We start from the raw sequence: 20,736 nt of genomic DNA on the forward strand, positions 1-20,736 counted from the left end.
ATCCTGTTCGGCCAATGCTTCGCTGCGGGTAGCGGGCCCTCTAGACTTTTCATGATTTTCCCTCAGAGGTTAGCTGCCGGATGGCGTGTACGATCTTCCGGCCCGTTTCGGCGAGCCTTTCCCCGGCTTTATGCTCGAAAACAGGCTCGCTCCAGGTGAAGCCATCGCCCTCGTAGCGGGGAATAACGTGCAAATGGAAATGGCCGAGCTCGTTAAACACGCCGCCATTCTGACAAATGGTAATGCCGTCGGGTTTGTACAGATCCTGAATCGCTTTGGAAACGATAGCGGCGGCTTCGGTTATGGCTTGCGAAGTTTGCGGGTCCAGCTCCGTCCATTCCCGCAAATGGCGTTTGGGGAGGATCAAAGTATGCCCTTCTTGAAAGGGCTCGATGTCCAGAATACAGGTGACCGATTTGGTTTCATAGATGATGTGCACAGGATCGATGGCCAGTGCCAGGCGGCAGCCGAGACATTCGATCGGGTTTTGGTTCTGACACATGCACTTCGCCTCCTCTTTCTACGGACAATCTCAACCGATTGTCCGCTCCATTCTCCCACTGTATCACAGGAAATGAATGGTAACGAGGCAAAAAGCGGCGAATGCCCGCTTCTCTTTGGTTGCGTCATATATCCAGCCTTTGATATAATTACCGTTAGTGTATTTTTTGCGACCGCAGTCCGAAGATGTATGATTGGATTCGCGTGGGAGGGAACGAACAACACATGGATCGCCGTGAAAGACAGAAAAGGATTCGCAATTTTTCCATCATCGCCCACATCGACCACGGGAAGTCCACGCTGGCTGACCGTATTTTGGAATTGACCGGTGCGCTTTCTGCACGGGAGATGGAAGCCCAGTTTCTAGACACGATGGAGCTGGAAAAAGAGCGCGGCATTACGATCAAGCTGAATGCCGTGCGTTTGAACTATAAAGCGGACAACGGGGAGGAGTACATCCTCCATCTGATCGACACCCCGGGACACGTCGACTTTACGTACGAAGTGTCCCGCAGCCTTGCTGCCTGCGAAGGGGCGATCCTGGTCGTGGACGCAGCGCAGGGGATTGAAGCCCAGACGCTGGCAAACGTCTACCTGGCCTTGGACAACAACCTGGAAATCATTCCGGTCATCAACAAGATCGACCTGCCAAGTGCGGAGCCGGAACGCGTCAAGCAAGAAGTGGAGGACGTCATCGGCCTGGACGCCAGCGATGCCGTGCTGACTTCGGCGAAAGCGGGGATCGGGATCAAGGATGTGCTGGAAGCCGTGGTGCAGAAGGTTCCTGCACCGGAAGGGGATCCGGATGCGCCGCTGCAGGCGTTGATCTTCGACTCGTACTTCGATGCCTACCGCGGGGTGATCGCTTCCATTCGCGTCCTGAACGGAACGCTGCGAAAAGGCATGAAAATCAAGATGATGGCGACCGGCAAGTCGTTCGAGGTGACGGAGATCGGTACATCCACACCGCGCCAGACGCCGGTGGATGAGCTGACAGTCGGGGATGTAGGCTACGTGGCCGCATCCATCAAGACGGTGGGGGATACGCGCGTCGGGGACACCATTACCGATGCCAGCCGTCCCGCAGCCGAGCCGCTGCCAGGGTACCGCAAGATCAACCCGATGGTGTTCTGCGGTTTGTATCCAATCGAAACGAATGAGTACAACGATTTGCGCGAGGCACTGGAAAAGCTGCAGCTAAACGACGCTTCTCTGCAGTTCGAGCCCGAGACGTCGCAGGCGCTCGGCTTTGGCTTCCGCTGCGGGTTCCTCGGCCTGCTGCACATGGAAATCATCCAGGAGCGTATCGAGCGCGAGTTCAACATCAACCTGATCACGACCGCGCCGAGCGTGATCTACCGCATCACCCAGACGAACGGCGAAGTGTACGAGATCGACAATCCGTCCAAGATGCCGGAAGTGCAAAAGATCGAAATGATCGAAGAGCCGTACGTGACAGCGACCATCATGGTGCCGAAGGAGTACGTCGGCGACGTCATGCAGCTTTGCCAGGGCAAGCGCGGCGACTTCCTCGACATGCAGTACATGGGCGAGAACCGCGTGCAGCTCAAGTACGACATGCCGCTCTCCGAGATCGTCTACGACTTTTTTGATCTGCTCAAGTCCGGTACGCGAGGCTACGCTTCGTTCGACTACGAGCTGGGAGGATATAAGCCATCCAAGCTGGTGAAGATGGACATTCTCCTGAACGGAGAGATGGTGGACGCCCTTTCCTTCATCGTGCACAAGGATTCGGCCTACGCACGCGGGAAAGTCATCTGCGAAAAGCTGAAAGAGCTCATTCCGCGCCAGCAATTCGAGGTGCCGATCCAGGCGACCATCGGACACAAAGTGGTCGCCCGCGAGACGATCAGCGCCCTGCGGAAAAACGTACTGGCCAAGTGCTACGGTGGGGACATTTCGCGGAAACGCAAGCTGCTCGAAAAGCAAAAAGAAGGGAAAAAGCGCATGAAATCTGTCGGCTCCGTCGAGGTGCCACAGGAAGCCTTCATGGCTGTTCTGCGCATGGACGATAAGAAGTAGGCCTGACCTAAGTGTCAGGTCTTTTCCATTCTTGAATACGAAAAGGAGGGGGAGGGATATGATGCCGCAATCGGTTTACATCCACATTCCCTTTTGCACCAACAAATGCTTTTACTGCGACTTCAACTCGTTCGTCACGAACAATCCGCAGCTGGTCTGGGACTACCTCGAGGCACTGGACAAGGAAATGGAGCGCACGTTTGCCAAGCAGCCGCCCGAGCGTGTCAAAACGATTTTCGTCGGCGGAGGCACGCCGACTTTTCTGGACCACGCGCAAATGCGCAGGTTCTTGGAGTCGGTGCAAAGCCATCTCGGCAACTATTGGACAGGTGATCTGGAGTTTACGATGGAAGCCAATCCCGGCACGACGGACGTGGAAAAGCTGCGGATCATGCGCGAGCTGGGCGTGAATCGCCTGAGCTTCGGCGTGCAGTCCTTTGACAATGCGTTGCTCAAGCGTCTCGGGCGGATTCACGATACAGATGACGTGTACCGCAGCATCGAAAACGCGAAGAGCGTCGGCTTCGAAAACCTGACCATCGACCTGATGTTCGGCTTGCCGGACCAGACGATGGAGATTTTTCGCGAGACGCTGGAAAAGGCGTTCGCTTTGGGGACGACCCACTTTTCGGCATACAGCTTGAAGGTGGAGGAGAACACCCTCTTCCACACGCTCTACCAAAAGGACCAGCTCCCTCTGCCTTCGGAAGAGACAGAGCTCGCGATGTATTTGCTGTTGATCGAGGAGATGGAGAAGCACGGGTACCGCCAATACGAGATCAGCAACTTTGCCAAACCTGGCTTTGAAAGCAAACATAATAAAACCTACTGGCTCAATGACGAATACTATGGATTGGGAGCGGGCGCCCACGGCTACGTAAGCGGGGAGCGACACGTAAACGCCGGGCCGCTGGCCATCTACATGCAGATGAGCAAGGACGGGCTGCCGCGTGTCGAGCAATTCGGCGTCCCTCGGGAAGATGCGATGGAAGAGCAGATGATCCTCGGGCTTCGCTTGCGGGAAGGGGTGGACCTCTCCCGTTTTGCCGAGCGCTTTGGCGTATCTGTACACGAGGTGTTTGGCAACATAATAGAAGAGGAAACAGCGAAAGGCATGCTAGAGCAGCAGGATGGCTGCTTGCGCCTGACCCGCAAAGGTTTGCCGCTCGGCAACGAAGTGTTTGCCCGTTTCTTGCGCTAAATCCGCGGTTGGTAGGCGAATTTTGTGCCTTTTTGACGACGGAAGACCATGAAGTCCGTTGACAAATCCTTCTTCTATTGATACCTTAGTAAATAGAATTAGCACTCGATCGAGAAGAGTGCTAACAACAGGGAGGCGACGACATTTATGTTATCTGAACGTCAACAGTTGATTTTAAATGCGATTGTCGACAACTACATTCATTCGGCCGAACCTGTTGGCTCCCGCACGATTTCCAAAAGGGAGGACATCGGATTTTCTTCGGCGACGATTCGCAACGAGATGTCCGATTTGGAGGAACTGGGGTATCTCGAACAGCCTCACACTTCGGCGGGACGCGTTCCTTCTACCAAAGGGTATCGTTTTTACGTCGACAACCTCATCCAGCCGCAGCTTTTGGATGAAAATGAATTGGGTAAACTGAAGCAGTTGTTTGCCGAGCGTATTCTGCACACGGAACAAGTGGTGGAATACACCGCCCAGATTCTCTCCCAGCTGACGAACTACACGGCCGTCGTACTGGGGCCGGAGATATTTGAGCACCGGTTAAAACATATACAAATCGTTCCTCTGAATGACAAAGAGGCCGTGGCTATTGTCGTCACCCATACGGGTCGCGTGGAAAACAAGCTGATCGAATTGCCGGAGGGTATCGGAGTGACCGAGATCGAGCGTCTGGTCAATCTGCTCAACAGCAAGCTTACCGATGTCCCGCTCTGGCAATTGCGCCAACGCCTGTACCACGAGATTTCGGGGGAGATGCGCCGCCACGCCGAGCAATACCAGGAAATGCTGAATCTCATTGATCAATCCCTGATGCAGCAAGAAGAGGATCGAGTGTACTTGCGCGGTGCGACCAAGATTCTGGGCCAGCCGGAATTCCGTGATGTCGACAAGGTGAAGGACATATTGGAGCTTTTGGAGCGCCATGACCAGCTCATTCACTTGTTCGGAGTGCCGGCGGATGGGCTTACGGTCCGCATCGGCCAGGAAAATCAGCTGGACGCGATCAAGCAATGCAGTATCGTCACCACTTCCTATTCACTCGGCGGAAAGCCGGTGGGAATGGTGGGGATTCTCGGCCCGACGCGCATGGAGTACGGCAGAGTCATTACTGTGCTGAACTACCTGGCGGAAGGCTTGTCGCGCATGCTGACTTCGCAGTTTGAGAAATAAATGGATGGAAAGGCTCCGGGGCCAAGGCCAAAGATGAGCCGCAGGAGGTATCGACGTTGAGCGAAGAAAAGATCACGCAAGACCCGACTGCTGAAGAGGAGCAAACGACAGAAGCGACGCAGCAGCCGGATGCGGAAGCAGTAAATTGGGAACAGGAAGCAGCCCGGTGGAAGGCGCAGGCGGAAGAGCATCAAAATCGGATGCTGCGTGCCATGGCTGACATGGAAAACCTCAGAAGACGCGTGCGCAAGGAGCAGGAAGACTTGGCCAAGTACGCCTCCCAAAAAGTGGTGGAGGAGCTGCTGCCGATTCTGGACAACTTCGAGCGTGCGTTAGCCGCGGACAAGGAAGCGATGACCTTGGAATCCCTCTTGACGGGCGTGGACATGGTCTACCGTCAGATGGTGCAAGTCTTCGAAAAGGAAGGCTTGACGGCGATTCAGGCGAAAGGTCAGCCTTTCGATCCGCATATACATCAGGCAGTCATGCAGACACAGGATCCGGAGTTTGATTCCGGCGTCGTAGTGGAAGAACTGCAAAAAGGATACATGTTCAAAGACCGCGTCGTTCGTCCGGCGATGGTCAAAGTGAACGAATAATTTGTTTCTCTACCAAACAGACAGATAGCGTTAGGAGGACATATTGTATGAGTCGCGTAATCGGAATTGACCTTGGAACTACCAACTCTTGTGTTGCGGTAATGGAAGGCGGAGAGCCTGTCGTTATCGCCAACGCGGAAGGAAACCGCACCACTCCGTCGGTCGTCGCTTTCAAAAACGGCGAGCGCATTGTAGGGGAAGCCGCAAAGCGCCAAGCGATTACCAACCCGGACAACACCGTAATTTCCATCAAGCGCCACATGGGTACTTCCCATAAAGAAACCCTCGAGGGCAATGAGTACACGCCTCAACAAATCTCTGCGATGATCCTGCAAAAGCTGAAAGCAGACGCAGAGAGCTACCTGGGCGAGCCAGTGACGCAGGCAGTTATTACGGTTCCCGCTTATTTCAACGACAGCCAGCGTCAAGCGACAAAAGACGCGGGTAAAATCGCAGGTCTGGAAGTATTGCGCATCGTCAACGAACCGACGGCTGCCGCTCTTGCATACGGCATGGAAAAAGCGGAGGATCAAACCGTTCTGGTCTTTGACCTTGGCGGCGGTACGTTCGACGTGTCCATTCTGGAGCTCTCCGAAGGCTTCTTCGAAGTAAAAGCGACCTCCGGCGACAACAAGCTGGGCGGGGACGACTTCGACCAAGTGATCATGGACTACCTGGTGAGCGAGTTCAAAAAAGAGCACGGCATCGACCTTTCCAAAGACCGCATGGCGCAGCAACGCCTGAAAGATGCTGCTGAAAAAGCGAAAAAAGACCTCTCCGGCGTGCTGACCACCACCATCTCGCTGCCATTTATTACGGCAGATGCGACGGGTCCAAAGCACTTGGAGATGAACCTGACACGCGCGAAATTCGAAGAACTGTCTTCCAACCTCGTAGAGCGCACCATGGGACCTACTCGCCAGGCGCTCCAAGACGCTGGACTGACTCCAAACGAGATCGACAAAGTCATCCTCGTGGGTGGTTCCACTCGCATTCCGGCCGTTCAGGAAGCGATCAAGAAATTCACCGGCAAGGAGCCTCATAAAGGCGTGAACCCGGATGAGGTCGTAGCGCTGGGTGCTGCCGTACAGGCAGGCGTACTCACGGGTGACGTGAAAGACGTCGTCCTGCTCGACGTAACCCCTCTCTCCTTGGGTATCGAAACCTTGGGCGGCGTATTCACCAAGCTGATCGATCGCAACACCACGATCCCGACCAGCAAATCCCAAGTGTTCTCTACTGCGGCTGACAACCAGACAGGCGTAGAGATTCACGTCCTGCAAGGCGAGCGTCAAATGGCAGCCGATAACAAGACGCTGGGCCGCTTCACGCTGACCGACATTCCGCCAGCACCGCGCGGCGTGCCGCAAATCGAGGTATCCTTCGACATCGATGCGAACGGGATCGTAAACGTGCGTGCGAAAGACTTGGGCACAGGCAAAGAGCAGCGCATTACCATCACCTCGAACTCCGGCCTGTCCGACGAGGAAATCGAACGCATGGTAAAAGAAGCGGAGCTCAACGCGGAAGCCGACAAGCAGCGCAAAGAGCAAGTGGAAATCCGCAACGAAGCTGACCAGCTCGTGTTTACGACCGAGAAAACCTTGAAAGAGGTAGAAGGCAAAGTAGATCAATCGGAGATCGACCGCGCCAACGCTGCCAAAGACAAGGTGAAAAAAGCGCTCGAAGGCGGCAACATCGACGAGATCAAGTCCGCGAAAGACGAACTGTCCCAGATCATCCAACAAATTTCTGTGAAGCTGTACGAGCAAGCAGCACAGGCTGCGCAAGGCGCTCAAGGCGGAGCAGAAGGACAAGAGGCGAAGAAGGACAATGTCGTCGACGCAGACTATGAAGTCGTAGACGATAAAAAGTAATCACGTTGGAGAAAGGAAGGGGGAGTGCTTTCGTCCCCCTTCCCCCCCGCGATGTGACCCATGAAAGTCAAAGTCACGGAATGCTGACTTTGACTTTTTTTCAAGTCTGTCACATGCTATGATAACAGTTGACTGTCATGGGAGTGATTCTGGAGATGAAACGCGATTATTACGAGGTGCTAGGGGTCAGCAAGGACGCGGACGCGGACGAGATCAAGAAAGCGTACCGCAAGCTGGCGCGCCAGTACCATCCGGATGTAAATAAAGCCGCGGACGCGGAAGAGAAGTTCAAGGAAGTAAAAGAAGCGTACGATGTCTTGTCCGAGCCGCAAAAGCGCGCACAGTACGACCGCTTCGGGCACCAGGATCCGAATCAGGGCTTCGGCGGCGGCTTTGACGCTTCGGGGATGGGCGGCTTCGGAGATATTTTTGATATGTTCTTCGGAGGCGGGAGACGGGCCAATCCGAATGCGCCCCGCAAAGGCTCCGACCTGCAATTTGGTCTCAGCATCGACTTTACGGATGCGGTATTCGGAAAAGAGACGGACGTGGAAATCCCGAAAGAAGCGGAGTGCGATACGTGTCACGGGTCCGGGGCGAAACCGGGCACAAGTGTGGAGACGTGCAAAACGTGCGGGGGCAGCGGGCAGCAGGAAGTGGCCGCGAATACGCCGTTCGGCCGGATTGTAAACCGCCGCGTTTGTACGACGTGCGAGGGCAAAGGGAAAGTGTACAAGGAAAAGTGCACCACCTGCCGCGGCAGCGGACGTGTCAAGGTGCGCCGCAAGATTCATCTCAACATCCCGGCCGGCGTAGATGATGGTGCGCAGCTGCGTGTCTCCGGTGAAGGCGAGCCAGGCGTAAACGGCGGACCTCCGGGCGATCTGTACGTCGTCTTGCGGGTGAAAAGCCACGAGTTTTTCGAACGCGAAGGAAATGATATATACTGTGAAGTTCCGCTCACGTTTGCACAGGCAGCCCTCGGAGACGAGATTGAAGTCCCGACGGTAGACGGCCGCGTGAAGCTGAAGATTCCGGCAGGGACACAGACGGAAACATTCTTCCGGCTGCGCGGGAAAGGCGTTCCGCATCTGCGCGGCAGCGGCCGTGGCGACCAGCATGTGAAAGTCCGCGTGATCACGCCGACCAGGCTGAGCGACAAGCAAAAGGAGCTGTTGCGCGAGCTGGCTGAATTGTCGGGGGAAAAGCCGGGCCTGGGAGTGCACGGGGCGGAAGATGAAAGCTTTTTTGAAAAAATGAAACGGGCATTCCGCGGCGAATAATGGCCGCGGTTTTGTCCGCTTGTAGCATCAGCATCAGGTTTGACTAGGGAGCATACGTGGGGAGTGGTAGATTCGTGAAATGGTCAGAAATCAGTATCCATACAACAGCGGAGGCTACGGAGGCGGTATCCAGCATTCTGTACGAAATGGGTGCGAATGGCGTCGTTATCGAAGACCCGGAGGTGCTGCATCGCGAATGGGATACGCCGTTTGGTGAAATCTACCAGCTCTCTCCGGATGATTTTCCGGCCGAGGGCGTATTCGTTAAAGCATACTTGCCGGTAGACAGCAGCGAGCTGTTTGATGTGGTGGAAGAGTTGAAAGAGCAGCTGGCGCAGTTGACCGAGTACGGATTGGACATCGGGAAGGCGTTGATCGCTGTAAACGATGTGCACGAAGACGAATGGGCCCACGCCTGGAAAAAGTATTACAAGCCGGTGCACGTGACGGATCGGATGACGATCAAGCCCGTATGGGAAGAGTACGAGCCGAGACACCCGGACGAGATCATCATCGAGATGGACCCGGGAATGGCGTTCGGCACCGGAACACACCCTACGACAATCCTGTGTCTGCGCGCCGTGGAAAAATACGTGGACGAAGGAGATCGTGTCTATGACGTTGGGACAGGCACTGCCATCCTGAGCATCGCTGCGGTGAAGCTCGGCGCCGAGCACGTCCTCGCGATGGATCTGGACGAGGTCGCGGTACGGTCTGCCCAGGCCAACACGGAACTGAACGGCGTCCATGAAAAAATTACGGTGCGGCAGAACAACTTGCTCGATGGCGTGGAAGAGCCGGTCGAGGTCGTCGTCGCAAACATTTTGGCGGAAGTCATTGTGCGATTTACCGACGATGTCTACCGGGTGCTGAAGCCGGAAGGGGTGTTCATTGCGTCCGGCATCATTCAAGCGCGGGAAGCCGATGTGAAGAAGGCTTTGGCAGATTCGGGTCTCGTCGTAGTGGAAACGATTATGATCGACGACTGGGTAGCAATTGTGTCAAAAAAACGATAGAATAGTGAGGTTGGCGAGATGCAACGATATTTTGTCGAGCCAGATCACTTTACTGACCATGAGGTAACGATTGTCGGAGACGACGTCCACCATATTGTAAATGTGATGCGGGCAAAAGAAGGCGAAGAGATCTTCGTCTCTGACGGATCTGGCAGGTCGGCACGGGCCAGACTTGCCATCCTGTCTGCAAAAGAAGTGAAAGCGACCGTAGTGGAGCGGCTGGAAGAGAAGCGGGAACTCCCGATTCGCGTTACCATCGGACAGGGACTCCCCAAAGGCGAGAAGATGGAGTGGATCTTGCAGAAAGGGACGGAGCTGGGGGCGTTCTCCTTTTTCCCGTTTTCTTCGGAGCGCACGATCGTCAAGCTGGACGCCAAAAAAGAGGCGAAAAAGCTGGAGCGCTGGCGCAAGATCATCAAGGAGGCGGCAGAGCAGTCGCATCGCGATGTTTTGCCGCAGCTGCTCCCTCCCGTCTCCTTTCGAGAGGCGCTCGCGGCTGGCGCACAGTACACCCGCTGCGTCATCGCGTATGAAAAAGAGGGGGGCGCTACCCTGCACCAGGTGATGGACGAACTGTCTGCGAAGGATTCCCTGCTCGTCCTCATCGGACCGGAAGGGGGATTCTCCCCGGATGAGGTGGCGCAGGCGGAAGCGAAAGGATTTCTTTCCGTCTCCCTCGGCCCCCGAATCCTGCGTACAGAAACGGCCAGTCAGTACGTGCTGGCGTGCGCTTCTTACCAGTTTGAACGGATGACTCCATCCACAACTTGAGTTTGAGAAGGAAGAAAGGAGGAATCGCAATGTCTACCGTTGCTTTTCATACATTGGGCTGCAAAGTAAACAGCTACGAAACCGAGGCCATTTGGCAGCTGTTCAAGGCGGAAGGCTACGAGCGAGTCGACTTCGAACAGGATGAGGCCGACGTTTACGTCATCAATACATGTACCGTAACCAATACAGGGGATAAGAAAAGCCGTCAGGTGATTCGCCGTGCGATTCGACGCAATCCGGAGGCGATCGTCGCGGTCACAGGCTGCTATGCGCAAACCTCCCCGAGTGAGATCGCGCAAATTCCCGGAGTCGACATCATCGTCGGGACACAAGGGCGCGAAAAGCTGATCGAGTACGTGAATCAGATCCAGGTAGAGCGCCAGCCGATCAATGCGGTCGGCAACATCATGAAAGCCCGCGAGTTCGAGGAGCTGGATGTACCGAACTTCACGGACCGCACCCGCGCTTCCCTGAAAATCCAGGAGGGCTGCAACAACTTCTGCACCTTCTGCATCATTCCTTGGGCGCGTGGCCTGATGCGTTCCCGAAAGCCGGAGAGCGTAATTGAGCAAGCGCAAAAGCTGGTGGATGCCGGCTATCTGGAAATCGTTTTGACCGGGATCCATACAGGCGGCTATGGAGAGGATCTGGAAGATTACAACCTCGCGAAGCTGCTGGTCGATCTGCACAAAGTGGAAGGCTTGAAACGCATCCGGATCAGCTCCATCGAAGCCAGCCAGATCACCGACGAAGTGATCGAGGTGATCAACAACTCGGACCGTGTGGTGCGCCATTTGCACGTTCCGCTTCAAGCCGGAGATGACGAAGTGCTCAAGCGCATGCGCCGCAAGTACACGACGGCTGAATTCTACGAAAAGATGGTCAAGGTGCGCGAAGCTCTGCCGGGAGCGGCGATTACGACCGACGTCATTGTCGGCTTCCCGGGGGAAACCGAAGAGCAGTTTATGAACGGCTATGAGTTCATCAAAAAAATCGGCTTTGCCGAGCTGCACGTATTCCCGTACTCCATGCGTACCGGTACGCCGGCTGCCCGCATGACGGATCAGATTCCGGAAGAAGTGAAGCATGAGCGTGTCACCAGACTGCTGGAGCTGAATCAGCAGTTGACACTCGACTACTCCCGCAAGTTCGTCGGAGACGTATTGGAAGTCATTCCTGAGCGTCCGTACAAGGAAGCGCCGGACAGCGGGCTCTTAATGGGCTATTCCGACAACTACCTCAACGTCGTCTTCCCGGGCGACGAGAGTATGATCGGGAAAATTTGCAAGGTGCGTCTGGATGAGCCGGGCTCCGAATACTGCAAAGGGACCTTTGTGCGCGTCCTTGAAGATGACCCGCTGCCTCTGTTGAAGGAGCGAGCCATATGAAAGAGATTTCGGCTGGAGGGGTCGTCTACCGCGAGCAGGACGGAGAGTACATGCTCCTCTTGATCGAGGACCGGTACGGCAAGGTGACCTTGGCAAAAGGGAAGCAGGAGATTGGCGAGACCATCGAGGAGACCGCTTTGCGCGAAGTCTTGGAAGAGACGGGCGTCGCGGGACGACTGGGAGCCAAACTGGACATGATCACGTATGTGTATCAGCATCCTGTGACAGGAGAATCTGTCGACAAGGAAGTGCACTACTACCTGGTCGAGGCGTACAATACGGAGATCACCGTGCAGCTGGAAGAAATCAACGACGTCCACTGGCATCCGGCCAAGGAAGCGTGGGAGCTCCAGCAAGCGCGGGGCTATCGAAACAACGACAAAGTATTTCTCTTGGCTTTCCAACAATTAGGGATAGAGGTGTAGCCCGTGAACATCAACAAATATATCGACCATACTTTATTGAAGCCGGATGTGACCGCAGCGATGATCGACAAGCTGTGTGCGGAAGCAAAGGAGCATGACTTCGCGTCCGTTTGCGTGAACCCGTATTGGGTGAAGCGCTCGGCGTCCCTTTTGGCGGGAACGGATGTAAAAGTGTGCACAGTCATCGGTTTCCCTCTCGGCGCGAGCACACCGGAAGTGAAGGCAGCGGAAACTCGGGATGCGATCGCGAATGGTGCGACGGAAGTCGATATGGTGCTGAACGTGGGAGCCTTGAAGTCCGGCGATCTGGAAGCGGTCAAAGGGGACGTAGCCGCAGTGAAGCAGGCGGCAGGAGAAGTGCTGGTCAAGGTCATTTTGGAAACCGGCCTCTTGACCGACGAAGAAAAGGTAACAGCTTGCAAGCTTTGCGTTGAAGCTGGGGCGGACTACGTAAAAACGTCTACCGGCTTCGGACCTGGCGGAGCGACCGTCGAAGACATCGCGCTTATGCGCAAAACAGTGGGGCCTGACATCGGTGTCAAAGCTTCTGGCGGCGTTCGCGACGGAGAAGCGGCACGGGCCATGATCGAGGCGGGAGCGAGCCGTATCGGTACCAGCTCCGGCGTAGCGATCGTGACCGGTGCAAAACCGGCAGGCAACGGATATTAGAAACGAAGAAAAGCCTGGCCAAGGTAAGGCCGGGCTTTTTTCGCAAAGAGGAAGAGAAAGCGTCCTGCTGCAGGGAAGTAGTCTTCCCAGAGCTAGCGGAACGTATCATACAGACAAAGGAATCATCACAGAACGGGCAGCAGGGAGAATGGGAGAGAGGGGTAAGCAGGAATGAAGATCGTCCTGGGGGTTTTGATCTTGCTCGCCTTTTACGGTGCAGGGACAGTGGCGAGCAGTTGGCTGCACATTCCCTTGCCGGGCAATTTGGTAGGAATGCTGCTGTTGACATTGTGTCTCTGCATGGGGTGGATTCGCATGGAGTGGGTCGAGCGGGCGAGTTCCTTTCTGATTCGCCACATGATGCTGTTTTTCGTGCCAATTATCGTCGGGGTCGCCTCGTACATGCACTGGATGATCCAAGCTCCGTGGACGATCGTCCTGTCGCTGGTGCTTGGACCCATGGCAGTGATGCTTGTGACGGGACGTGTCGTTGAGTGGTATTTGCGACGGCATAAGCAAAAGCAAACGGCGGAGCCTGCCGTCCCAGAGGAAGGGAGGGCTCTCGATGCTTAGCCAGCTTTTGGCCATCGTTGTGACGCTCATAGGGTACAAAGCAGCGACAGCGATCTCTGCCCGCTTTCCGCGCGTTCAGCCGCTCGTTGCGTCGGTGGTCCTCGTAGGACTGGCCTGGTGGCTGTGCAGCGGCGACTGGGCGGCGTTTTCCGCGGGAGGCCAGTGGATTTCGTTTTGGCTCGGACCGGCTACCGTGGCTCTCGCGGTTCCTTTGGCGAAGCAAATCCGTGAGTTCGCGCACATCTGGAAAGGAATCCTTCTCGGAGTCTGCATGGGCTGTGCAGTTGCGATTTTGACTGTCTACCTTATTCACTGGTGTCTTTCTTCCGACGAAATGCTGTTGAAAAGCATGCTGAGCAAATCGGTGACGACTCCGATTGCCCTGGAGCTTGCCCGATCCGTTGGCGGTGTGCCTGCGTTGACCGCCTTTTTTACGGCATTGACGGGCATGGTCGGCGTCCTGATCGCCCGACCGGTCCTGAAGTGGGGGAATATACGCGAGGACTGGGCCATCGGGATTGCCGTCGGGACGAGTGCGCATGCGATCGGAACGGCGAGTCTGAACCGGATATCTCCCGTCCAGACCGCCGCTTCCAGTGTCGCGATGATTGTAGCCGGAGTCGTGACCTCGATCTACCTCATCCCGTTTTCTTTGTAGTTCTTAGGAACGAGTGCGCTTGTCCGGGATCAGCCATTGGATGAAGCCGGCGATTTGGCGGGTAAAAGGCAAAGCGACCAAGGAACAGACCAAATTGAAGATCGTCTGGGAATGGGCGATTTGCATGGAAGGGCTTTCCGTTAAAAATGCGCTGACCAGGGCAAGCTGTGGTAGGAAGGGCAAAAAGGCAAGCGCGCCGGCGACGTTGAACAGCGTATGGCACCAGGCTACCTGCTTGGAGGCGGTATTGGTGCCGATGCTGGCGATAACGGCTGTAAAGCAAGTGCCGATATTGGCGCCGAGCACGATGGCGAGCGCGGTCTCCATGGACAGGATGTGATGGCTTAAAAGTCCCATGGTGATGACCGTAGTCGCGGATCCGCTATGGATCAATCCGGTAAATACGATCCCGGTCAAAAGGCCGATACCGATGGAATGACTGCTTTCCAAAAACAGGGAGCGGAACGTCTCGGATTGTTCGAGGGGGGCCGCCATCAGCTTCAAGGTGTCGATCCCGAGAAAGATCAGTCCGAATCCAGCAACGACGAGGCCTGTGCAGCGAATATTCCGCCTCGGCATGAGCCAGAGCGCAACACCGACGAGCAGCATGGGTACGGCGAACGATTCCAGCTTGAGAGCGATGAGCTCCGTCGTGACCGTGGTGCCCAGGTTCGTGCCGAGGATGATGCCCACTGTTTGGGTGAATCGGATGATACCTGCATTTGTCAGCCCGATTGTCAGGACGGTTACGGCACTGGAGCTTTGCAGGACAAACGTGGATAAAAGCCCCATCCAAAAGCTGTGGAGCGGCGTACGGGTAAAACGTGCCATCCACTGCTCCATTTTTTTACCGGCGAGATTTTGAAAGCCGGCCCGCATGGCATACAACCCGCACAGAAAAAAACTGAGCCCAAACGTGAACGGGGCAAGGATGGATACGATCACAAAGCAAAATCCTCCTTCCCTAGACATACATACATGCTCTGCTTCCCGACGATGGGAGAAATTCTGCAAGCTACTTATACGCTATGCCTGTACAATGACAAGCATGACAAGGAGGCCCTATACAGTGGCGAAAGTATTGTTGAATCAGCATCGAAAAAAACGGCTGGAAACCGGTCATCCGTGGGTCTTTCAGTCTGAAGTATTGGAGATTCAGGGAGATGTCCAGCCGGGAGAAATCGTAGAAGTCGCCAATCATAAAGGACATTTTTTGGCGAAGGGGTACATCAATCCGGCTTCCCAGATGATCGTGCGACTTTTGAGCTACGATCCAAAAGAAGAGATCGACTATGCCTTTTTCCTTCGAAAAATCCGGGAGGCGGCGGAGTTTCGGACGAGATTTGTGGACAACCCCCGTGCGTGCCGGGTCATTTACGGCGAGGCAGATTTCTTGCCAGGGCTGATCGTAGATCGATACGAGAGCATTCTGGTGGTGCAGGTGCTTTCCCTGGGGATGGAACAGCGGCTGGACTGGATTCGCGATGCGCTGGTGGAGGTATTTCAGCCCGAGGGCATTTATTTGCGCAACGACGTGCCGGTTCGCAAGCTGGAGGGATTGGACCAGGGGAAAGGCGTCTTGTACGGCGAGTGCCCGCGTGAAGTCTTGATTGAGGAAAACGGACTCAAGTACTACGTGGACATCGTGGAAGGACAAAAGACCGGATTTTTCTACGATCAGCGGGAAAATCGCGCGTCGATCGCTCCGCTGATGAAAGGCTGGGGCGAAAAGCACGGAATCTCGCTTCAGCATGTCGAGGTGGAAGGCGAGCAAAAGCTGCTGCCTGTCGACAAGCGCGGGAAGGTGATCAAGAACCCGTTCTGGGATGGCGCAGAGGTGCTGGAATGCTTTACCCATACAGGCTCTTTCACGCTGAATGCCTGCAAGCACGGGGCGAAAAAAGTGACGGCGCTCGATATATCCGAGCACGCAATCGAAACGGCGAAGCGCAACATCACGCTCAACGGATTCTTGCACCGCGTCGATTTCGTGGTAGCCAACGCCTTCGACTACTTGCGCGAAAACGTCGAGGCGGGAAAAAGCTGGGATGTCGTCATCCTGGATCCGCCTGCGTTTGCCAAATCACGCGCAGCCGTGAAGGGGGCGATCCGCGGATACAAGGATATCAATCTGAACGGGATGAAGCTGGTTCGCCCCGGCGGATTTCTGGTGACGGCTTCCTGCTCGTACCATATGTCTCCCGAGCTGTTCCTCGACACCATCCAAGAGGCGGCGATTGATGCCAAAAAAATTCTTCGCCTCATCGAGTGGCGCGGAGCAGGGAAAGACCACCCGCAAATCAGTGGAGCGGACGAAGCGCATTATTTGAAATTCGCGATCTTTGAAGTGCGGGATCGGAAGTAATCGGAAACGAAAAACCCCCGTCATTTTTGGTGACGGGGGCTATTTGTTTCTGGCCTCATGCGAATTGCTTGTCGCTGCGGACGCGGCGCAGCACGTCCAGCGACTGCTTGATGCCCAGCTCCTTGCCCAGCAAGACTTGTCCTTCTGCCGGGGTTGCAGCTCGTGCTTGGGTCAGCATTTGCAGTTCGTGGGTCAGCAAATGCTCGATCAAATACAGCTGCACTTGCCCGATTTCACGCTCGCTCTTTCGGTCGCGTTCGCTATACCTCAGTCTTTCCTGGCTTTCTTCCACGTACTTGTCGATGTCGTCTTCCAGGAAGTGGGAGGCGTTGCAGATGATTTCGCGGTAATCTTCCGTCTGGGAGGGAATCGTACGAACCGTGTGGCCAAGGTGACACAGGAGAAACTTGTTCAGTACGACATCGTTCCGCGTGTAATTGTTGTGCAGAAGAGAGTATTCCCCCAAAAACGACCCGCTGTCTTTGTCATAGCTGTGCAGCAGCGTATAAGAGGAGCAGTACGTACAATAGACCAGATAGTCTCTCATGGACATCCCTCCAAAAAATAGCTCCATGACAGGAAGTTTACTGCTATGATATGAAGGATAAAGTCCATGGGTGAATTCCTTGAAATCCGCGAGTGGTTTGTGTATGCTGATGGATGGACTTGGCCCGGCCACAAGAGCAGATGCCGGACTTTTGCATAGCATAGGAGAGAAAGAAACGCAGGTAGGCTCTCTGCCATGCGCAGAGGGGAAAGGAGCAAGGAAGATGAGAAACGGGAAAATTCGTCTGGGCATTATTTACGGAGGGAAATCTTCGGAGCATGAGGTGTCGTTGCGCACCGCCTTGTCTATCATGAAGGCAGTAGACGCGGAAAAATACGAAGTGACCCCCATTTACGTGCAGCTCGACGGCTCATGGGTGAAAGGGGATGCCATCTCCGGACAATTGCCGGAGCGGATCGATGCCCTGCGGCTGGCTGCGCCAGGCTCGGACGAAACCAGAGACATGCAAGCGACAGGACAGCAAATAGTTCCTTCCTCCAGGCCTGCTTCCCTGTTTTCAATCGGTCAGCAGGTCGATGTGATTTTTCCGGTCGTCCACGGTCCAAACGGAGAAGACGGGACGATCCAGGGGCTTCTGGAGCTGGCGAATTTGCCGTACGTCGGAGCGGGCGTCATGGCCTCCGCTGTCGGCATGGACAAGTGGATGATGAAAACGGTCTTCGGGCAATCGGGCTTGCCGCAAGTGAAATACGTGGGCTTGCTGCGCTCCGATTGGGAGAAGAACCGAGAGGATAGCATGAATCGGATCGAGAAGGAGCTCGGCTACCCATGTTTCGTAAAGCCGGCCAATATGGGCTCCAGCGTAGGAGTCAGCAAAGCCAAGAATCGGGAAGAGCTGGCTCATGCTCTCGACGTTGCCGCCAAATTTGACCGCAGGCTGATCGTGGAACAGTTTGTGGCTGCGCGCGAGCTGGAGATTGGCGTGCTGGGGAACGAAGAGCTGATCACTTCGGTGGTCGGTGAAGTGATCGCAGCGAAGGAATTTTACGATTACGAAGCCAAGTACAAAGGAGCGGGGACGGAATTGTCCATTCCTGCCATCATTCCGGAGCACGTGGCGGAGCAAATTGCCGAGATCGCCAAAAAAGCGTTTCAGGCGCTGGACGGATCCGGCCTCTCCCGCGTCGACTTCTTCTGGGACGAAAAGAACGACAAGCTGTACATTAACGAAGTCAATACCATGCCGGGCTTCACCCCGTTCAGCATGTATCCGATGCTGTTTCAGGAGGCTGGTATCAGCTATGGCGAGCTGATCGACAGGCTGGTCCAGCTGGGCATCGAGCGGCATGCTGACAAGCAGCGCAACATCGTGGCGGCGGAAGAGCTGGAATAGCAGCTGCCCGGTGGTGCGGCAGAGATGACGAATCGTGCGAAAAGGGTGCCTTGTAAAAGGCATCCTTTTTTGCTGCCTTGTCTTCGGGTACCCGAAACAAAACCGGCATTCGCGCGTCTTACTGATAATCCACTTTTTGCAAACAGGAGCGTGCTTACGTGAAACGATTCTTCGCTGCTTCCATTCTCGCCATCGGCTTGCTTGCCGCTGCCGTTTGACCCGGTGTGCAAGCGGCTGCGCAATCCGCCCAGATTGCCCATGAGCCTTCCCTCATCTACCAGATCGCGGCTGACGGGAAGACAGAGAAAGTCATCGCCCAGCTGCCTTACATGCACAGGGGCGCCATTTCGCCCTCGGGACGATATGTGTATGCCGAACGCGTCAGTTACGGCAAAAATGACCCGACGGTCCCCTATTTGTACGACATCCAAACCAAAAAGCTGACGCAGCTGGGCGGATACGCCAAGTGGTCAGCTGCCTAACTGATTGGCAGAAGGTAGCCATCGGCATCCACGGGAACATCATGACGCTCATTATGGGCCGTTATGACAAGCGCTTCGACCTCGCTTTTTGGAAGCGTACGACCAAGCCGGACATCTACAGGCTGACGTTTACAGGATCTACGCTGACGGCGGTCGCTCGCTTGTGGGAGGAATAAAAAAGACGCCACGTTCCGCACGTACAGACGGGAAGTGGCGTCTTCTTTTTGCAAATGCAGCTTTGCGTTACGGCTGGCGCTCCAGGTCGGAGATGATCGTCCACAGCTCCATGCCGCGCGAAGCTTTGAACAAGAAAGCGTGATGGGCGTCGCGCAGCGGCAGGAGGGCGGCCACGGCTTCTTCTTTGGTCGCGAAGTGCAGTTTCTTGCCCTCGTACGCATCGCTGATGTGCCGGGAATGCTCCCCGACTGTCACCAGCAAGGAGAAACGATCCTTCCTGGCACTCGCGAACGCTCCGACCTGCTCGTGCATCTGGTCGCTGTCTGACCCAAGCTCGTACATGTCTCCCAGCACCAGTACTTTCTGCCTGGCCGGGAACAGATCCGCAAACGTCTCGATCGCCGCTTGCATGGAAGCCGGGCTGGCATTGTACGCGTCGCTGATGTACAGGGCACCGTGAGCAGACTGTACTTGTTCAAACCGCATGGCCGATAGCTTCACGGTCGCGAGTGCGTCAGCGATTTGCTCGTTCGTCATCCCCAGCTGTTTGCCGATGGCAGCGGCGGGGAGGGCATTAAGTACACTGTGCTTGCCAAAGAGGGGCACAAACGCAGAAAAGCGATTCCCGGATGCAAAGCAGACGTCAAAATAGGTTCCCCGTTCGTCCGAGCGGATCTTTTCCGCCCAGACATCGGCAGGACCTTCCACGGAGTAATACAGGATCTCGCCGGAATACAGATGGGCGATCATGCGCAAATACGCGGAGTCGCCGTTCAGAAGCACTAGTCCGTCCGGTGCTGTATGAGGGAGCAGCTCGGCTTTGGCGAGGGCGATCTTTTCCCGCGAGCCGAAAAACTCTATGTGCGATTCTCCTATGTACGTAATGACGCTGATCTTGGGCTTCACGAGCGAAGCGAGCAGATCGATTTCGCCTGCGTGGTTCATGCCGAGCTCCAATACCGCCGCCTGGTGCTCTTCCCCGACTTGCAGCAGCGAGTAAGGCACGCCCAGGTGGTTGTTCAGGTTTTTGTACGTTTTATAAAGGGGCATCTGGCTTTCCAGCACGTGTGCGATGATATCCTTCACAGTCGTCTTGCCGATGCTCCCGGTGACCGCGATATACGGAATGGAAGACTCCTTCCGGTAGGCGGCAGCCAGCTTTTGAAATGCTCGCAGCGTATCGTTGACGAGGATCAGTCCGAAACCGTTGGGCAAGCCTTGCGGGACTTTGTTCTCGTCGGAAATAACAGCTGCGACGGCTCCGTTTTCCGCCGCTTGCAGCAGGAAGTCATGGCCGTCCCGGGCGCCGCCGGTCAACGCGACAAACAGCGACCCTTCCGTCAGCTGACGCGTGTCAAAGTGAACCGACGAAATGGCAAGACCGGGATCGCCCGCCCGCACCAGCCCTTCCGCTTTGATGGCCGCATGTTGCAATGCGATTGGTTTCATGTCCACGAGCTCCTTTTTGTTGGGATGAGTCCAAACCTCGAAGTCATGCTATCACGCACGCTTTTTTGCCGCAAGGGGAATTTGCTGTCGAACGATTGCTTTTCCCAAGGGCTCTCCGCTATCATGGTACTATCTTTTCTATACATAGGTGTTTGTACGTAAGCCCGTATTTTCGAAGTTGA

The 20,736-nt window shown here is 55.4% G+C and carries 21 protein-coding genes; 17 read left to right on the forward strand and 4 right to left on the reverse strand.

The window, feature by feature from the left end:
* Positions 1–49 precede the first annotated feature (49 nt).
* Entirely contained in the window at positions 50–502 is a 453-nt protein-coding gene (locus tag RGB73_RS11200; protein ID WP_310771890.1) for an HIT family protein, read from the reverse strand.
* A 224-nt stretch (positions 503–726) separates the two neighbouring features.
* Here RGB73_RS11200 and lepA point away from each other — a divergent pair, with 224 nt between their 5' ends.
* From lepA to RGB73_RS11265, 13 genes are all read left to right on the forward strand, one after another.
* Positions 727–2,544 (forward strand): translation elongation factor 4, encoded by a 1,818-nt coding sequence (lepA, locus tag RGB73_RS11205; RefSeq protein ID WP_310771892.1) that lies wholly within the window; start codon positions 727–729, stop codon positions 2,542–2,544.
* A gap of 58 nt (positions 2,545–2,602) precedes the next feature.
* Entirely contained in the window at positions 2,603–3,745 is a 1,143-nt protein-coding gene (hemW, locus tag RGB73_RS11210; RefSeq protein WP_310771894.1) for a radical SAM family heme chaperone HemW, read from the forward strand.
* A gap of 147 nt (positions 3,746–3,892) precedes the next feature.
* Complete coding sequence (hrcA, locus tag RGB73_RS11215) at positions 3,893–4,921, forward strand: heat-inducible transcriptional repressor HrcA (protein WP_310771896.1); 1,029 nt, start codon at positions 3,893–3,895, stop codon at positions 4,919–4,921.
* 56 nt (positions 4,922–4,977) lie between these two features.
* Positions 4,978–5,520, forward strand: coding sequence for a nucleotide exchange factor GrpE (gene grpE / locus RGB73_RS11220; protein ID WP_310771898.1), 543 nt, complete (start codon positions 4,978–4,980; stop codon positions 5,518–5,520).
* A gap of 47 nt (positions 5,521–5,567) precedes the next feature.
* Positions 5,568–7,397, forward strand: coding sequence for a molecular chaperone DnaK (gene dnaK, locus RGB73_RS11225; RefSeq protein WP_310771900.1), 1,830 nt, complete (start codon positions 5,568–5,570; stop codon positions 7,395–7,397).
* 155 nt (positions 7,398–7,552) lie between these two features.
* Positions 7,553–8,680, forward strand: coding sequence for a molecular chaperone DnaJ (gene dnaJ, locus RGB73_RS11230; RefSeq protein ID WP_310771902.1), 1,128 nt, complete (start codon positions 7,553–7,555; stop codon positions 8,678–8,680).
* A 74-nt stretch (positions 8,681–8,754) separates the two neighbouring features.
* Positions 8,755–9,696 (forward strand): 50S ribosomal protein L11 methyltransferase, encoded by a 942-nt coding sequence (gene prmA, locus RGB73_RS11235; protein WP_310771904.1) that lies wholly within the window; start codon positions 8,755–8,757, stop codon positions 9,694–9,696.
* Positions 9,697–9,714: 18 nt separating this feature from the next.
* On the forward strand, positions 9,715–10,467 hold the full coding sequence (locus RGB73_RS11240; RefSeq protein WP_310771906.1) for a 16S rRNA (uracil(1498)-N(3))-methyltransferase: 753 nt from the start codon (positions 9,715–9,717) through the stop codon (positions 10,465–10,467).
* Positions 10,468–10,496: 29 nt separating this feature from the next.
* Positions 10,497–11,855, forward strand: a complete 1,359-nt coding sequence (gene mtaB, locus RGB73_RS11245; protein ID WP_310771908.1) for a tRNA (N(6)-L-threonylcarbamoyladenosine(37)-C(2))-methylthiotransferase MtaB — start codon at positions 10,497–10,499, stop codon at positions 11,853–11,855.
* The gene (locus RGB73_RS11250) at positions 11,852–12,280 is read left to right on the forward strand and encodes an NUDIX hydrolase (protein ID WP_310771910.1); all 429 of its coding nucleotides are present in this window, start codon (positions 11,852–11,854) and stop codon (positions 12,278–12,280) included. The genes mtaB and RGB73_RS11250 overlap by 4 nt, the downstream gene beginning before the upstream one ends.
* Before the next feature lie 60 nt (positions 12,281–12,340).
* A complete protein-coding gene (gene deoC, locus RGB73_RS11255; RefSeq protein WP_310774250.1) occupies positions 12,341–12,949 on the forward strand; it encodes a deoxyribose-phosphate aldolase in 609 nt (202 codons plus the stop codon).
* A 171-nt stretch (positions 12,950–13,120) separates the two neighbouring features.
* On the forward strand, positions 13,121–13,522 hold the full coding sequence (locus RGB73_RS11260) for a CidA/LrgA family protein (protein WP_310771912.1): 402 nt from the start codon (positions 13,121–13,123) through the stop codon (positions 13,520–13,522).
* A complete protein-coding gene (locus tag RGB73_RS11265) occupies positions 13,515–14,180 on the forward strand; it encodes an LrgB family protein (protein WP_310771913.1) in 666 nt (221 codons plus the stop codon). The genes RGB73_RS11260 and RGB73_RS11265 overlap by 8 nt, the downstream gene beginning before the upstream one ends.
* Before the next feature lie 3 nt (positions 14,181–14,183).
* Here the strand turns inward: RGB73_RS11265 and RGB73_RS11270 are convergent, their stop codons facing one another.
* Entirely contained in the window at positions 14,184–15,125 is a 942-nt protein-coding gene (locus tag RGB73_RS11270) for a Na/Pi cotransporter family protein (RefSeq protein ID WP_310771916.1), read from the reverse strand.
* Between the two features lie 124 nt (positions 15,126–15,249).
* Here RGB73_RS11270 and RGB73_RS11275 point away from each other — a divergent pair, with 124 nt between their 5' ends.
* Positions 15,250–16,545, forward strand: a complete 1,296-nt coding sequence (locus RGB73_RS11275) for a class I SAM-dependent rRNA methyltransferase (RefSeq protein WP_310771918.1) — start codon at positions 15,250–15,252, stop codon at positions 16,543–16,545.
* A 55-nt stretch (positions 16,546–16,600) separates the two neighbouring features.
* On the opposite strand, the gene RGB73_RS11280 is transcribed toward RGB73_RS11275, so the two are convergent.
* A complete protein-coding gene (locus RGB73_RS11280) occupies positions 16,601–17,092 on the reverse strand; it encodes a hypothetical protein (RefSeq protein WP_310771920.1) in 492 nt (163 codons plus the stop codon).
* 223 nt (positions 17,093–17,315) lie between these two features.
* Here RGB73_RS11280 and RGB73_RS11285 point away from each other — a divergent pair, with 223 nt between their 5' ends.
* The 3 genes from RGB73_RS11285 to RGB73_RS11295 all read left to right on the forward strand — a co-directional run bounded on the left by RGB73_RS11285 (position 17,316) and on the right by RGB73_RS11295 (position 19,104).
* Positions 17,316–18,446, forward strand: a complete 1,131-nt coding sequence (locus tag RGB73_RS11285; protein WP_310771922.1) for a D-alanine--D-alanine ligase — start codon at positions 17,316–17,318, stop codon at positions 18,444–18,446.
* 224 nt (positions 18,447–18,670) lie between these two features.
* On the forward strand, positions 18,671–18,928 hold the full coding sequence (locus RGB73_RS11290; protein ID WP_310771924.1) for a TolB-like translocation protein: 258 nt from the start codon (positions 18,671–18,673) through the stop codon (positions 18,926–18,928).
* Positions 18,929–18,969: 41 nt separating this feature from the next.
* Positions 18,970–19,104: a hypothetical protein gene (locus RGB73_RS11295; RefSeq protein ID WP_310771926.1), complete on the forward strand. Its 135-nt coding sequence runs from the start codon at positions 18,970–18,972 to the stop codon at positions 19,102–19,104.
* A gap of 67 nt (positions 19,105–19,171) precedes the next feature.
* Here the strand turns inward: RGB73_RS11295 and RGB73_RS11300 are convergent, their stop codons facing one another.
* Positions 19,172–20,554: a UDP-N-acetylmuramoyl-tripeptide--D-alanyl-D-alanine ligase gene (locus RGB73_RS11300; RefSeq protein WP_310771928.1), complete on the reverse strand. Its 1,383-nt coding sequence runs from the start codon at positions 20,552–20,554 to the stop codon at positions 19,172–19,174.
* Positions 20,555–20,736 lie beyond the last annotated feature (182 nt).

Source organism: Brevibacillus brevis (assembly GCF_031583145.1).
GTDB lineage: Bacteria > Bacillota > Bacilli > Brevibacillales > Brevibacillaceae > Brevibacillus > Brevibacillus brevis_E.

Excerpts from the sequence above, each read along its gene's own strand:
- RGB73_RS11295 (WP_310771926.1), top strand. The coding sequence starts at position 18,970 with ATGACGCTCATTATGGGCCGTTATGACAAGCGCTTCGACCTCGCTTTT.
- RGB73_RS11250 (WP_310771910.1), top strand. The coding sequence starts at position 11,852 with ATGAAAGAGATTTCGGCTGGAGGGGTCGTCTACCGCGAGCAGGACGGA.
- hemW (WP_310771894.1), top strand. The coding sequence starts at position 2,603 with ATGATGCCGCAATCGGTTTACATCCACATTCCCTTTTGCACCAACAAA.
- dnaK (WP_310771900.1), top strand. The coding sequence starts at position 5,568 with ATGAGTCGCGTAATCGGAATTGACCTTGGAACTACCAACTCTTGTGTT.
- RGB73_RS11240 (WP_310771906.1), top strand. The coding sequence starts at position 9,715 with ATGCAACGATATTTTGTCGAGCCAGATCACTTTACTGACCATGAGGTA.
- mtaB (WP_310771908.1), top strand. The coding sequence starts at position 10,497 with ATGTCTACCGTTGCTTTTCATACATTGGGCTGCAAAGTAAACAGCTAC.
- dnaJ (WP_310771902.1), top strand. The coding sequence starts at position 7,553 with ATGAAACGCGATTATTACGAGGTGCTAGGGGTCAGCAAGGACGCGGAC.
- RGB73_RS11300 (WP_310771928.1), bottom strand. The coding sequence starts at position 20,554 with ATGAAACCAATCGCATTGCAACATGCGGCCATCAAAGCGGAAGGGCTG.
- RGB73_RS11285 (WP_310771922.1), top strand. The coding sequence starts at position 17,316 with ATGAGAAACGGGAAAATTCGTCTGGGCATTATTTACGGAGGGAAATCT.
- RGB73_RS11260 (WP_310771912.1), top strand. The coding sequence starts at position 13,121 with ATGAAGATCGTCCTGGGGGTTTTGATCTTGCTCGCCTTTTACGGTGCA.
- hrcA (WP_310771896.1), top strand. The coding sequence starts at position 3,893 with ATGTTATCTGAACGTCAACAGTTGATTTTAAATGCGATTGTCGACAAC.
- RGB73_RS11280 (WP_310771920.1), bottom strand. The coding sequence starts at position 17,092 with ATGAGAGACTATCTGGTCTATTGTACGTACTGCTCCTCTTATACGCTG.
- deoC (WP_310774250.1), top strand. The coding sequence starts at position 12,341 with ATGATCGACAAGCTGTGTGCGGAAGCAAAGGAGCATGACTTCGCGTCC.
- lepA (WP_310771892.1), top strand. The coding sequence starts at position 727 with ATGGATCGCCGTGAAAGACAGAAAAGGATTCGCAATTTTTCCATCATC.
- RGB73_RS11265 (WP_310771913.1), top strand. The coding sequence starts at position 13,515 with ATGCTTAGCCAGCTTTTGGCCATCGTTGTGACGCTCATAGGGTACAAA.
- RGB73_RS11200 (WP_310771890.1), bottom strand. The coding sequence starts at position 502 with ATGTGTCAGAACCAAAACCCGATCGAATGTCTCGGCTGCCGCCTGGCA.